The sequence below is a fragment of the Duganella rhizosphaerae genome, from assembly GCF_040364205.1.
GTDB classification, from domain to species: Bacteria; Pseudomonadota; Gammaproteobacteria; order Burkholderiales; family Burkholderiaceae_D; genus Rugamonas; species Rugamonas rhizosphaerae.
In genome coordinates this window covers 550,734-563,199 of sequence record NZ_BPWK01000003.1, presented here as the reverse complement: position 1 = coordinate 563,199, position 12,466 = coordinate 550,734, and the positions used below count along the sequence as shown (strand labels likewise).

The window sequence follows — 12,466 nt, the reverse complement described above, 5'->3', positions numbered from 1 at the left end:
GGTGGAGAAGCCGGCCAGGATGATGTTCTTCAGGTCCAGCGCTTCGATCAGCTGCGCCAGGTCGTCGGCGTAGTGGTCCATGTCGTTGCCGTCCCAAGGCTGGCTCGAACGACCGTGGCCGCGGCGGTCGTGGGTGATGACGCGGAAGCCGTTGTTGGCCAGGTGGAAGGCTGCCGACTCCCAGCTGTCGGCGTTGAGCGGCCAGCCGTGGCTCAGGATCACCGGCTGGCCGGCGCGCGGGCCCCAGTCCTTGTAGTAGATTTCGACGCCGTCGCGGGTGGTGATGGTGCTGGCGGTTTTCTGCACCTTGGCGCCGGCGGCGGCCTGGCTGTTGCCGCTGACGGCGGCCAGCGGCAGGGCGGTGGCGACCGCGGCCGCGGCGGTGACGGCGCTGCCGACCAGGGCGGAACGGCGGGAGGAATCGAGTGCTTTGCTGGACATGATGGGCTTCCTTGGTGAGTGATGATGTGCCCCATGGTAGGCAGGAATGGCCGCGCTGGGAACGCCCATACGTGCAATCCCGGACTGCAACTTTGCACATACCGCGATCGGGTGGGCGGGCGCTCCGCCCAAAGGCGGAGGCGGCGTGGGCGGAGCTATCGAATCCTTGCCATGTTGCATTCCTTGCAAAACGCCATATACTTGGCGGGCTGATCCGCATATCGACGGATCTCACCTACGGGACACACGAGACGATGGCTTTTCTGACCAAGAAGAAGATTGTGCTGGCCATAGGCCTGCTGGTTATCGCTGGCGCCAGCGCCGCCTGGTATTCCAAAAGCAAGACCCCGGTGGTCGAGGCGCCGCGCTTCCGCGTGGCCGCCGCCGACACCGGCAACATCACGCAGACGGTGACGGCCACCGGCACCATCAACCCGGTGGCGCTGATCAACATCGGCTCGCAGGTGTCGGGCACGGTGAGCGAGCTGAAGGCGGACTTCAACGACCATGTGAAGAAAGGCCAGGTGCTGCTCAAGCTGGACCCGACCATCTTCAACGCCCAGATCCGCCAGGTCGAGGCGCAGCTGGCGTCGGCGCGGGCCAGCCTGCGGCTGGCGCAGGCCACCCACCAGCGCAACCAGACGCTGGTGACGCAGAGCTACATCTCGCCGCTGGCGCTGGACCAGTCCAAGCGCGAGGTCGACGTGGCGCAGGCCAACATTCAGCTGGCGCAGGCACAGCTGGCGCGCGCCCAGGCCGACCTGGACAACAGCGTGATCCGCTCGCCGATCGACGGCGTCATCATCAAGCGCACGGTGGACCTGGGCCAGACCGTGGCGGCCTCGTTCACCACGCCGACTTTGTTCCAGATCGCCCGCGACCTGACCAAGATGCAGATCGACACCAGCGTCTCGGAAGCCGACGTCGGCGCGCTGAAGGACGGCCAGGCGGCCCGTTTCGTGGTCGACGCCTATCCGGACAAGGAATTCGACGCCCGCATGCGCCAGTTCCGGCTGGCCGCCAACGTGGTGCAGAACGTGGTCACCTACAACGTGGTGCTGGACGTCGACAACCAGGACGAGCTGCTCAAGCCGGGCATGACGGCGCAGGTGCGCCTGCTGGTCGGCAACCGCCAGCAGGTGCTGCGCATTCCCACCGCGGCGCTGCGCTTCCGCCTGAGCGACGAGGAAGTCGAGAAGCAGGCCAAGAAGGACAAGGCGGCCGCCGCCAAGACGGCCTCCGCCGGCGCATCCGCCAGCGCCTCCGCCGCCGCCGTGGCCGAGGCGCCGCCGGAAGACGACGCCGCCTTCCGCAGCAAGAGCGAACTGGCGCGCTCGTTCAAGATCTACACCATGGACGACAAGAACAACCCGGTGGCCAGGGACATCAAGATCGGCCTGTCGAACTTCCGCTACACCGAGGTCGTCGGCGGCGAGCTGAAGAAGGGCGACAAGGTGATCACCCGCGCCATCAACGAGAAGCAGGGTGAGCTGTGACCGCGCCGCAACCGCTGATCGATATCCGCCAGGTCACCAAGAGCTACTTTTCCGGCAACGTCGAGACCCAGGTGCTGTTCGGCATCGACCTGGCGGTGCCGCGCGGCGACTTCCTGGCGGTGATGGGGCAGTCCGGCTCGGGCAAGTCGACCCTGATGAATATCTTCGGCTGCCTCGACCAGGCCACCGGCGGCAGCTACCACCTCAACGGCGTCGACACGCTGACCCTGTCGCGCGCCGAGCTGGCCACCATCCGCAACCGCACCATCGGCTTCGTGTTCCAGAGCTTTAACCTGATCAAGCGCATGAGCGTGGCGGAGAACGTGGCGCTGCCGCTGATCTACGCCGGCGTCTCGCGCGGCAAGGCGCACGCCAAGGCGCTGGTGGAGCTGGAGCGGGTCGGCCTGAAGGACTATGCGAAGCGCACGCCGAACCAGCTGTCCGGCGGCCAGCAGCAACGGGTGGCGATCGCCCGCGCGCTGGTGGGCGACCCGCCGCTGATCCTGGCCGACGAGCCGACCGGCAACCTCGACACCCAGACCAGCGAGGAGATCATGCGCTCGTTCCAGCAGCTCAACGAGGAACGCGGCATCACCATCCTGCTGGTCACGCACGAGCCCGACATCGCGGCCTACAGCAAGCGGCTGATGCGGCTCAAGGACGGCCATGTGCTGTACGACGGCCCGGCCGCCGAAGGCTTGCGGCTGATGTCGCAGAGCCACGAACCCATAACCGTGTAAATCATATGAATCCTTTACAGATAGTGGTAGAGGCGTTTCGCTCGATGATGGCGAACCGCCTGCGCACGCTGCTGACCATGCTGGGCATCATCATCGGCATCACCTCGGTGGTGCTGCTGCTGGCGGTGGGCGACAGCATGAAGCGCTTCATCGCCAAGGAGCTGGAACAGCTGGGCACGAACATGCTGTTCGTCTCGCCCGGCGGCGACCGCGCGCAGCAGCAGCGCATGCGCAGCGGCGCGGCGCCGGCGCTGACCATGGCCGACGCGGCGGCGCTGAACGCGCTGCCGTCGCTGGCCGGCGCGGCCGGCGTGCTGCAGGGCGGCTTCAACCTGGCGGTCGGCAACGAGAACGCCTCGAAGACGGTGCACGGCGTGACCCCGGCGATGTTCAAGATCCGCGGCTGGAAGATCGACAAGGGCAGCGCCTTCAGCGACGCCGACGTGCGCGCCGTCTCGCGCATGGTGGTGATCGGCAAGAAGATCGCCGACCAGTTCTTCTACAAGGTCGACCCGCTGGGCAAGTACATCCGCATCGAGAACGTTTCGTTCCAGGTGGTGGGGGTGCTGTACGGCGAGGGCAAGCAAGTCGACGGCGGCGACCTGGCCGACTACGTGCTGGTGCCGATCACGGCGTCGGCGGCCAACCTGGTGCGGCTGCCATTCCCCGGCAATGTGCATTACGTGGTGGCGCAGGGCAAGTCCGGCGGCAATCTGCAGGACGCCATCGCCGACATCAACGAAACCTTGCGCGACCGGCACCACATCAAGTTCGAGCAGCCGGACGATTTCCGCATCGACAACCTGGCCTCGTTCGCCGAGACCGCGCAAAAGATCAGCGCCGGCCTGGCCGCGCTGCTGGGCCTGATCGGCGCGATTTCGCTGATCGTCGGCGGCATCGGCATCATGAACATCATGCTGGTGTCGGTGACCGAGCGCACCCGCGAGATCGGCATCCGCATGGCGATCGGCGCCAAGCCGCGCGACGTGCTGCTGCAGTTCCTGACGGAGGCGGTGGTGATCTGCCTGGTGGGCGGCGTGTTCGGCATTATGCTGGCCACCGGGGCGGCGGCCGCGATCACCTCGACCGGCAAGTTCGACGTGTTCATCACCGTGCAGGCGGTGGTGGTGGCGTGCGGCTTCTCCAGTCTGGTGGGGGTGTTCTTCGGCTTCTATCCGGCGCGCCGGGCGTCGAAGCTGCTGCCGGTGGATTGCCTGCGCTACGAGTAGGCGCCGGGCTGCGGACGCGGTTTTTACAACAGCGTCCGCAGAAATTTCGCTGCAGCTATATTCAATGCGGGGCGGCCAAGACTATGATGATTTCAGCGTTACTTTCCGATTGAAAGGAGATCGTCATGAATTTGTCCTCCCATCGCAATATGTTGTTGGCCGCAATGGCAATATTGCTGGCCGCAGGGGCCCAGGCGGCCGACAAGAGTACCGAGGCCGACGCGCTGGCGTTGATCAAGAAGGCCCAGGCCTACATCAAGGACAACGGTCTCGACAAAGCGGCGGCGGAGTTCAACAATGCCGACAGTCCGTTCAACAGCAAGAGCGACATCAACAAGGCCGGCGACCTGTATCTGTTCTCGGTCGACGACAAGGGCTTCCAGCTGATCCATGGCAAGAACGCGCGCATTCGCGGCACCAACAAGATGGACATGCGCGACCAAGACGGCGTGTACCTGATCCGTGAGCTGGTCAAGCTGTGCTACGGCAAGGACGGCAAGGGCTGGGTCAACTACCGCTGGCCCAATCCGATCACCAAGGAAATGGAACCCAAGTCCGGCTATATCGAGCGGGTGCCCGGTGCGGAGCTCTGTCTTGGCACCGGCATCTATCGATAGGCACGGGCGTCGCCGGCTGCTGCGGGCGGCGCTGTTGCTGGCCTGGCCGGCGACTGCCGGGGCGGCGCCGCGCAAGGTGCGCACGCGCGACGAGGCCGTCGCGCTGGTGCGGCGTGCCGCCGCCTTCGTCCGTAGCGCCGGCCGCGAGCGCGCGCTGGCCGAATTCAGCCGCCCGGACGGCCAGTTCGTCGACGGCGAGCTGTACATCTTCGTCTACGGCGCCGACGGCAGCGGCGTGCTGCTGGCCCATCCGATGTTTCCCCTGCTGATAGGCAAAAACCTGCTCGACATGAGCGACGCCGACGGCGTGCCGATCACGCGCCGGGTGCTGGAGATCGGCGCCGGCAAGAGCGGCAGGGGCTGGGTCGACTACCATTGGCCGAACGGCGCGGCAGGCCGCCAGGTGGAGCTGAAGACCAGCTATGTCGAGCGGGTCGACGACCTGATCCTCGGCTGTGGCCTGCCCAAGCAGTGGGTCGACGCCGGCGGGCAGCGCTGACCATGCGACGGCTGCTGCACTGGCCGGGGCCGCGCGCCACGTTGACGGCGTTCGCGCTGGTGACGGCGGCGGTGATTGGCGGCCAGACCTGGCTGGGCATCGCCCAGGACCGGCGCAACACGCTGGCGGCCGAACGCGACAACGGTCTGCTGGCCGCGCGCCTGCTGGTCGAGCACGCGGGCCAGCAGATGGCGGCCGGCGCCGAGCGGCTGGCCCAGGTGGCCGACGCCTGCGCCACGCTGGGCGACGGCGGCGCGGCCGGCGACGCCCAGGTCAAGGCGCTGATCGAGGAGATCCTCAACAGCAGCCGCAGCGCCGGCGCGCTGCAATTCGTCAACCGCGACGGCAAGCGCTGGGCCAGCATCAGCGACTTCCCGGCGTTTGTGTTCAGCGCCGAGGAGCGCCCCTTCATCCCGCTGCTGCTGCTGCACCCCGACAACCGACGCGTGCTGATCGGCCGGCCGTTCCAGCGCTTCATCGACGGCCTGTGGGTGCTGCCGATGGCGCGCAACCTGTATGACCACGGCGGACGCCACCTGGGCTTGGCCAGCACCGAGATCGGGATCGACTATTTCCGCAACGCCTACGAGCGCGTCGCCAGTTCCAGCCGCGCGGTGGTGCAACTGGTGAGCACCTCGGGCTTCGTCGTCATGCGCTCGCCGTTCGATGCACGCGCGATAGACCGCGACGTTTCAGCCAGCGCCTTCATGCAGGGCTTGCAGCGCGGCGCCGCCGAGGGCGCGTTCGACGCCACCGACCTGCTGGACGACGGCAAGCCGCGGCTGGTGTCGTACAGCCGGGTGCGCGGCTTTCCGCTGGTGGTGGCGCTGGGCCGGGAGCAGGACGCGGTGCTGGCCGACTGGCGCCAGCGCAGCCGCGACCGGGTGGTGCTGAGCGCGGCGCTGATGGCGCTGGTGCTGGCGTTGACCTACTTCCTGCTGCTGCACATGACCAGGCTGCGCGAGCTGAACGTGGAGCTGGAGGCGCGCGTGCGGCAGCGCACGCTCAAATTGGAACAGGCGCTGGAAACGGTGCAGGCCATGCAGACGGAACTGGTCCGGGCCGAGAAAATGGCGGCGCTGGGCTCGCTGGTGGCGGGCATCGCCCACGAATTGAACACGCCGATCGGCAACTGCGTGACGGTGGCCAGCACGCTGCAGGGCCATGCGGCGCAGATCGGCGAAGAGCTCAGGCAGGAGCGGCCGCGCCGCTCGGTGCTGGAGCAGACCGGCGCGGCGCTGGCGCAGGGCAGCGAAATCCTGGTGCGCAACCTGCTGCGCGCGGCGACACTGGTGACCAGCTTCAAGCAGGTGGCGGTCGACCAGGCCGGCGATGCGCGGCGCCGCTTCGACCTGTCGCTGGTGGTCGAGGAAGTGGCGCAGATGCTGGAACCGATGTACCTCAAGCGCCATCGGCTGCACCTGCGGCTGGCGCCCGGCATGGCGATGGACAGTTATCCCGGCGCGCTGGGCCAGGTATTGACCAACTTCGTCAGCAACGCCGTCAACCACGGCTTCGAGGGCATGGAACACGGCAATATGACGCTGCGCACCGAGCCGGTGGGCGACGACCATGTGCTGCTGGAGTTCCGCGACGATGGGCGCGGCATCGCGCCCGAGCATCTGGCCAGGGTGTTCGATCCCTTCTTTACCACCAAGCTGGGGCAGGGCGGTTCGGGACTGGGTATGCACATTGTCTACAACCTGACCACCGGCATGCTGGGCGGCACGGTCTCACTGGAGAGTCCGCCTGGCGGCGGCGTGAGCCTGCGGTTGGTGCTGCCGCGCGCGGCGCCGGCGGCGCGCCCTGCGGCCGATCAGTAGTCGAACTTGCTGCTGCGGGCGGAGGTCTTGAAGAAGGAGGAGGCGGTTTCCCTTTCCTTCTGTTCCAGTTCGCGGCGCTCTTTGGCTTCCTGCTTTTGCTGGGCGATGCGCTCGTTGTGCTCGTCGATGCGCTGCTGCATGTCGCGCCCCTGCTTGCTGTTTTGTAGCAGGCTGAACTTTTGCAGCATGGCGGCGGCCCACAGCAGGAAGATCAGCAGCAGGGCCAGCAGATAGCCGGCCTGCCAGGCGCCGTAGTTCTGGCTGATGATGGGGAACAGCGGACTGGCGTCCTCCAGCCAGCCCTGGCCCAGCACGCCGCATATCGCCGCCAGCGCGCCCAGCGCCGAGGTCTTGACGATCAGCCAACGGCTGGCCTTGACACGCTGGTGCCAGAAATGTCGCAAGTCTTCGTGTGGGTCGGTGGCGGTGGTCATGACGATCGGTATGTGTGGCGGTAGGGCGGCAAGCATTATGTCATATTTTCCACTGAGAAACTAATTCCGGCTTTGCGCCGGCGCAAACAAAACGGCCCGGTCCCCTGTGCGGGGCCGGGCCGTGGTGCTGCGTGGGCGTGGCTTAGTTCTTCTTGGCGATCTCGTTGCCGACGTAGGCGCCGCCGACCACGCCGGCGATGGTGGCCGCGGTCTTGCCCTTGCCGCCGCCGACCTGGTTGCCGATCAAGCCGCCGACCACCGCGCCGATGCCCATGCCGAGCGGGCTGTTCTGTGCCACCGGAGCCGGAGCCGGGGCGGGCGCCTGGGCCACCGGCGCCTGGACGCTGTCGCCGTTGCTGTCGACGCGGCGCACCTGCGGGGTCACATGGTGCACCACGGTGCGGTGTTCCACCACGGGCCGGCGCGCTTCCTGCGCGACCAGTGGTGCGCTGGTTTGCGGGGCCGCGTTGGCGACCAGCGGGGCGGTGTCAGGGGTGGCGTGCGAGCTGGGCAGCAGGCCGGCGATCGACGCGGCGCCGACCAGGCTGACCAGCGTCAGCGACACGGCCGCTACGGCGATCATTGGGTGGATGCGGGTGGTTGGGGTGGTCGTCATTTTTGTTCTCCTGAAATGCGCCACGGTGGCGCTTGTCCATATAACGGGCCGGAGAGCAAAGCGGGTGACGCAGAAAGTGTTTCCAGAGTAAGCAGATGTTACGGCGCGCCATGGGCGGCGTTGCGGCGTTCCAGCCATTCGCGGCCGCCGCTGGCGAGTGCCTTGGCGATGACGGCGGGCGGCAGGCTGTAGACGGTGGCCCAGCTGGCGCGGCCGTCGCCGGTATTGGACGGGAAGCTGCTGGTCTCGACCGGCCAGTTGTATTTGCGCTTGAGCGTCTTGACGATGGCGGCCAGCGAGGTGCGGCCTTGCAGCGGCGGCGCGCCGGTCTGGTCGGCGTCGGAAATCAGGATGGCCAGCACGGCGCCGCGCGCGGTCAGCGGGCCGGGGAATTTGGGAAGTTTGGCGGGAGGCATGCCGCCATTCTAGCGGATCGGGCCGGCGAGGCGGAGGCGGCGATTGCCGCCCGTCTCGCCGGCGTACCGCAGCTTGCCGCTTAAGCCGCCTTGGCCTTGCGCTTGCGTGCCAGGCCGACCAGGCCCAGGCCGGCGCCCAGCATCAGGTAGGTGCTCGGTTCCGGTACGGCGGTGACCGACACGGTGTCGATGCCGATGTAGTCGGAGTTGTCGCCGAGCGGGCCGCCGTTGGTCACCGAGTAGTGGAAGGCGAAAGCGCCGCTGGTGGCGCCGGACAGGCCGCTCAGGGTCACGCTGTACTTGGTCCATTCCTCCGGATAGCCGCCGACGTCCAGGTCGGGATTGACGGACAGCAGCAGCGAGCTGAAGGTGCCGACGCTGGACGCCGAGTGGCCGACGTTGGCGCCGCCGACGTTGCTGAAGCGCACTTCCAGGCGGTCTGGGTAGGCCGAGTCGGTGACGCCGCGGGTATAGAACGACAGCGTATCGCCGTTGTGGTAGGTCGAGGTTGGCAGGATCAGCCAATCGCTGATGGTGGACACGCCGCCGCCGCTGTTGAAATTGCTTGCGAGGTAGGAGTTGGCCGCGCCTTGCTGCGAAGTGAATACGGATGGATTGCCCTGGAACCAGTTGTTTACGCCCAGCGGAACACTATTGTTGACGACCGTCCAGCCGGTTGGTACGCCGCTGTCGAAACCTTCGGTGAGCGCATCGGCCGATGCGGCGCCTACGCTCAAGGTCATGGCCAGGAACAGGGTGGAAATCACAGCAGGTTTAAACGAAACAGCCATTTCTACACCTCCATCAAACTATCTAGGGGAATACCGGCGAGGCCCCCGCCTCGCCGGGCCATGCAATCCTGTACAGATGAGGTCGCATGACCAAACGATAACATATGCACAATTAAATTATGGAAATTAAAACAAGTTTGCATATGATTTATATGAATTACTACAACAAGTACGGCGGGGGCGGCTTCCCTTAGGCGGCCTTGGCTTGGCGCTTGCGTGCCAGGCCGAGCAGGCCCAGGCCGGCGCCCAGCATCAGGTAGGTGGTCGGTTCCGGCACGGCGGTGATCGACACGGTGTCGATGCCGATGAAGTTGGAGCTGTTGCCGTTCGGGCCGCCGTCATCCAGCGAATAATGGAAGGCGAAGGCGCCGTTGGTGGCGCCGGACAAGCCGTTCAGCGTCACGCTGTACTTGGTCCACGCTTCCGGATAAACGCCGGCGTCCTGGCCGGGATTGACCGACAGCAGCAGCGAGCTGAACGAGCCGACGCTGTCGGCCGCGCCGCCGACGTTGACGCCGCCGACATTGCTGAAACGCACTTCCAGGCGGTCCGGGAAGATCGATTTTTCGACGGTGCGGGTGTAGAACGACAGGGTGTCGCCGTTGTGGTAGGTCGAGGTCGGCAGTATCAGCCAATTGCTGATGGCCGACACGTCCTTGCCGCTGGTCCAGGCGGCGCCGATGTAGGAAGTGGGCGCGCCCTGCTGGGCACCGAACACGGCTGGGTTACCCTGGAACCAGTTGAGGTCGCCCTGTGGATTGCTGTTGTTGACGACCGTCCAGCCACTCGGCACGCCGCCGTCGAAATTCTCGCTGAGCGCGTTGGCCGACGCGGCGCCCGCGCTCAAGGCCATGGCCAGCAACAGGGTGGACATCACAGCAGGTTTAAACGATACAGCCATTTCTACACCTCCATCAAACTATCGAAAGAATACCGGCGGGCCCCCCGCCGCACCGGGCCACGCAATCCGCAGCAGGCGGGATTGCGTGAAATGACGATAGCATATGCATAATGGAAATATGGAAGATGGAATAATCTTGCATATGGTTTATGCCGTTTTAGCGGGAAACTACATCGAAGCGGTCCAGTGGCTGTTGTTTCGCAAGCTCATCGGCGCGATCAGGGGCGACGTATCGGGCGTCGGGAGCACCAAGGCCGTTAGGCATGGCGAATAGGGTAAGAATGATCGCCTATAAGCGATCAATTTTTGAAGGGTTGATCGATTATAGGCGATCAGTGTCAATTTGCGCGACCTGCTTGAAGACATCAAATGCTGGCGCGAATTCAGCACTGATCCAATTGGCGAGCAAGCAGTATGCCTGCATCAGCGTTTAGTTCTGACTCATCCATTTCCACATGGGAACCATCGTCAAGTCGACCGCCGAGATTACGGGCCATTGTTTGCGTTTGTACGTACTTAGTACTGCAGCGGTACGGGACGAAATCGGCTGAGACAGCGCCAGACAACAAAAAACCCGCCAAGCTTGGAAGCATGCGGGTTTTGATGTTTGGTGCGACGATTTGATACGAGTTCATGGTGCGGGAGCCGGAATCACACGGCAAAGTAGGCCTTGTGGTTGCTGGCTGTCTGAAAGTACAGTCTCAAAACTACCGTCAAAAATCCCGTTTTGCGCCAAATCGCACTCGGTTTGGTTCCTCTGATGCAAGAACCTTGTGCTATTAGCTTAGTCCTTGGAGCCTTTTTGCGCAAGGATGCGCGCTACGCTCGCCGAGGTGATCCGGCTTGACCGGGCACTAAGTTTTACAAGGTCCAGCTGGCCGCTCGCGACCATTCGGTACACCGTCGCGTGAGAAATTTCCAGCAGTTCCATCACGCTGGTGATCTTGTAGAGCATCGGTGTGCGGTCCGCCCTTTGTTTAGCTGAGACCGGCTTCTGAGGGGGCTTCAGATGTGCTTCGGACTCGAGGGCACGGAGCGTGCTGAAATCCTGATCGGCTTGAGGAGACTGTCGTAGCGTTCTCATGTGGTCCTCCAGTGGTGGTTATCGCTGAACGATACGATGCACCGTTGTCTGTGCAAGCGCCAACCGAAATCAGGCCGTTTATCGCGGGTCTTTTTTCATCAGCGTTCGACAAATCAATCGGCGAAAATTTTATGTCGGTGGTGCCGGCGCGATGCCAGGTGGAGGACAATATGCTTTTCGACGCGAGGGATCGCCCTTCGCGCAACCTGGCATCGCGCCAGGCGTAGCGCTCGTCACGCGCCCTTAGTCTCCACATTCGTTTCTAGATTGGCTTCGCCTTTGAGCGAACCCGCGATCAGCCTGGATAGGTTGCATCCATATTGCGCATCCTTCCCCCGAGGACGATGCGCGTCACATCGTGCGCATTCACGCACCGTCCCCACCTCACGCGGCGATCTGCCGCCGCGTGCATGTCCTATGCGCCGCCATAGTCTGCGGCGCAAACCGCGCGTCGTTACTGGCGGCCTGCTGCCAGTGACGACGCGCTAGCAACCAAGCGCTATATGGGCTGCGCCGCTGTTTTCTCAGTGACGGCGGCCAGTGACAGCGGATCTACCGCTATCAGCGCAGCAGAACGCTGCTTGCCAATCTTGCCCCTCGTGGGCCGACAACGTGTGCGAGGCGCACCCCATGGACCCTGGGTAACTGGTCCCACCGCGATCAGGCTTCTACAAGGAGCGGATCGCGGCGCCATACGCGCATGCGGCGCGGGCAAGCAGTGAACATACCGCCTACACGGGAGTGGTGTCCCGGGGCCTTTACAAACCGTCCTTGCTGCGGCAAGCACGGTGGCCAGAAACACTCATCTGACTCGATGACACCAACGATAAAGAACCGTATGAGCGCTATGTCAGCAAATACTGGTTACTTACTTTTAACCAATACACCGACGATACGCGCGTCGAATTCTAACTTTACCTGCGGATCTACTCCCATTTTTTTATCCACAAACCGGAATTCAAATGGATCGTCGACCTTATATGGAGAAACCGCACCGGGTAGACCCTTGAAGACCATACCTACCCCGACGCTGAAGGTAGACGAATTGGGGCAGATCGGCGCGATTTTCTTTACGCTTATGCAAATATTGCATTCCTCTCCGACTATCTCCAGCCGGGCGGGAAATAATATTGCTCTATATTGGGTGTCCTTGACCAGGTAATCCGAAGCGAAATTTTCTTTGGTTACAAAAGTTCCAAAATCCACAGGCCCTTTCACCAGCTTGCTATCCTTGTCGATCAAATAAATGGTCGGTTCGCTTACCTTGTTTTTGACAGGACAGGTCGTACTTTTCGCATCAGCCTCTGCATACGCATTGCTCCAGGCTGCAATTAGAAACGGCAGCGCAGAAATTCCATGAAATTTCAGTTTCATTTAAT

The 12,466-nt window shown here is 63.9% G+C and carries 14 protein-coding genes; 6 read left to right on the top strand and 8 right to left on the bottom strand.

Translation table 11 applies throughout. The features are described 5' to 3' along the window. Nucleotides 1–441 (bottom strand): alpha/beta fold hydrolase (locus RUGAMON1_RS09825; protein ID WP_445230330.1); only part of this gene is annotated, 441 nt, incomplete at its 3' end. A 254-nt stretch (nt 442–695) separates the two neighbouring features. Here RUGAMON1_RS09825 and RUGAMON1_RS09820 point away from each other — a divergent pair. The 6 genes from RUGAMON1_RS09820 to RUGAMON1_RS09795 all read left to right on the top strand — a co-directional run bounded on the left by RUGAMON1_RS09820 (nt 696) and on the right by RUGAMON1_RS09795 (nt 6,845). Beyond that, nucleotides 696–1,937 carry an efflux RND transporter periplasmic adaptor subunit gene (locus RUGAMON1_RS09820; RefSeq protein WP_445230329.1) on the top strand — a complete coding sequence of 414 codons (1,242 nt, stop codon included), beginning with the start codon at nt 696–698 and terminating at the stop codon, nt 1,935–1,937. Next, on the top strand, nt 1,934–2,677 hold the full coding sequence (locus tag RUGAMON1_RS09815; protein WP_445230328.1) for an ABC transporter ATP-binding protein: 744 nt from the start codon (nt 1,934–1,936) through the stop codon (nt 2,675–2,677). The genes RUGAMON1_RS09820 and RUGAMON1_RS09815 overlap by 4 nt, the downstream gene beginning before the upstream one ends. Nucleotides 2,678–2,721: 44 nt before the next feature. Further along, a complete protein-coding gene (locus RUGAMON1_RS09810) occupies nt 2,722–3,906 on the top strand; it encodes an ABC transporter permease (protein WP_445230327.1) in 1,185 nt (394 codons plus the stop codon). 125 nt (nt 3,907–4,031) lie between these two features. Then, on the top strand, nt 4,032–4,523 hold the full coding sequence (locus tag RUGAMON1_RS09805) for a cache domain-containing protein (RefSeq protein WP_445230326.1): 492 nt from the start codon (nt 4,032–4,034) through the stop codon (nt 4,521–4,523). Then, entirely contained in the window at nt 4,501–5,022 is a 522-nt protein-coding gene (locus RUGAMON1_RS09800) for a cache domain-containing protein (RefSeq protein ID WP_445230325.1), read from the top strand. Before RUGAMON1_RS09805 ends, RUGAMON1_RS09800 begins: the two co-directional genes overlap by 23 nt. A gap of 2 nt (nt 5,023–5,024) precedes the next feature. Then, the gene (locus tag RUGAMON1_RS09795; protein WP_445230324.1) at nt 5,025–6,845 is read left to right on the top strand and encodes a sensor histidine kinase; all 1,821 of its coding nucleotides are present in this window, start codon (nt 5,025–5,027) and stop codon (nt 6,843–6,845) included. On the opposite strand, the gene RUGAMON1_RS09790 is transcribed toward RUGAMON1_RS09795, so the two are convergent. The 7 genes from RUGAMON1_RS09790 to RUGAMON1_RS09760 all read right to left on the bottom strand — a co-directional run bounded on the left by RUGAMON1_RS09790 (nt 6,839) and on the right by RUGAMON1_RS09760 (nt 12,461). Continuing rightward, nucleotides 6,839–7,279 (bottom strand): hypothetical protein, encoded by a 441-nt coding sequence (locus tag RUGAMON1_RS09790; protein WP_445230323.1) that lies wholly within the window; start codon nt 7,277–7,279, stop codon nt 6,839–6,841. The two genes, RUGAMON1_RS09795 and RUGAMON1_RS09790, sit on opposite strands and share 7 nt — an antisense overlap. Nucleotides 7,280–7,421: 142 nt before the next feature. Further along, nucleotides 7,422–7,895 (bottom strand): glycine zipper 2TM domain-containing protein, encoded by a 474-nt coding sequence (locus tag RUGAMON1_RS09785; protein ID WP_445230322.1) that lies wholly within the window; start codon nt 7,893–7,895, stop codon nt 7,422–7,424. A 98-nt stretch (nt 7,896–7,993) separates the two neighbouring features. After that, nucleotides 7,994–8,311 (bottom strand): hypothetical protein, encoded by a 318-nt coding sequence (locus RUGAMON1_RS09780; RefSeq protein WP_445230321.1) that lies wholly within the window; start codon nt 8,309–8,311, stop codon nt 7,994–7,996. Nucleotides 8,312–8,391: 80 nt separating this feature from the next. Next, nucleotides 8,392–9,102 carry a choice-of-anchor J domain-containing protein gene (locus RUGAMON1_RS09775; RefSeq protein WP_445230320.1) on the bottom strand — a complete coding sequence of 237 codons (711 nt, stop codon included), beginning with the start codon at nt 9,100–9,102 and terminating at the stop codon, nt 8,392–8,394. 190 nt (nt 9,103–9,292) lie between these two features. Continuing rightward, entirely contained in the window at nt 9,293–10,003 is a 711-nt protein-coding gene (locus tag RUGAMON1_RS09770) for a choice-of-anchor J domain-containing protein (RefSeq protein ID WP_445230319.1), read from the bottom strand. Between the two features lie 784 nt (nt 10,004–10,787). After that, nucleotides 10,788–11,087 carry a helix-turn-helix transcriptional regulator gene (locus RUGAMON1_RS09765; RefSeq protein WP_445230318.1) on the bottom strand — a complete coding sequence of 100 codons (300 nt, stop codon included), beginning with the start codon at nt 11,085–11,087 and terminating at the stop codon, nt 10,788–10,790. A gap of 864 nt (nt 11,088–11,951) precedes the next feature. Further along, nucleotides 11,952–12,461: a hypothetical protein gene (locus RUGAMON1_RS09760; RefSeq protein ID WP_445230317.1), complete on the bottom strand. Its 510-nt coding sequence runs from the start codon at nt 12,459–12,461 to the stop codon at nt 11,952–11,954. Nucleotides 12,462–12,466: the final 5 nt, after the last annotated feature.

Excerpts from the sequence above, each read along its gene's own strand:
- RUGAMON1_RS09820 (WP_445230329.1), top strand. The coding sequence starts at position 696 with ATGGCTTTTCTGACCAAGAAGAAGATTGTGCTGGCCATAGGCCTGCTG.
- RUGAMON1_RS09810 (WP_445230327.1), top strand. The coding sequence starts at position 2,722 with ATGATGGCGAACCGCCTGCGCACGCTGCTGACCATGCTGGGCATCATC.
- RUGAMON1_RS09805 (WP_445230326.1), top strand. The coding sequence starts at position 4,032 with ATGAATTTGTCCTCCCATCGCAATATGTTGTTGGCCGCAATGGCAATA.
- RUGAMON1_RS09795 (WP_445230324.1), top strand. The coding sequence starts at position 5,025 with ATGCGACGGCTGCTGCACTGGCCGGGGCCGCGCGCCACGTTGACGGCG.
- RUGAMON1_RS09790 (WP_445230323.1), bottom strand. The coding sequence starts at position 7,279 with ATGACCACCGCCACCGACCCACACGAAGACTTGCGACATTTCTGGCAC.
- RUGAMON1_RS09785 (WP_445230322.1), bottom strand. The coding sequence starts at position 7,895 with ATGACGACCACCCCAACCACCCGCATCCACCCAATGATCGCCGTAGCG.
- RUGAMON1_RS09780 (WP_445230321.1), bottom strand. The coding sequence starts at position 8,311 with ATGCCTCCCGCCAAACTTCCCAAATTCCCCGGCCCGCTGACCGCGCGC.
- RUGAMON1_RS09775 (WP_445230320.1), bottom strand. The coding sequence starts at position 9,102 with ATGGCTGTTTCGTTTAAACCTGCTGTGATTTCCACCCTGTTCCTGGCC.
- RUGAMON1_RS09770 (WP_445230319.1), bottom strand. The coding sequence starts at position 10,003 with ATGGCTGTATCGTTTAAACCTGCTGTGATGTCCACCCTGTTGCTGGCC.
- RUGAMON1_RS09765 (WP_445230318.1), bottom strand. The coding sequence starts at position 11,087 with ATGAGAACGCTACGACAGTCTCCTCAAGCCGATCAGGATTTCAGCACG.
- RUGAMON1_RS09760 (WP_445230317.1), bottom strand. The coding sequence starts at position 12,461 with ATGAAACTGAAATTTCATGGAATTTCTGCGCTGCCGTTTCTAATTGCA.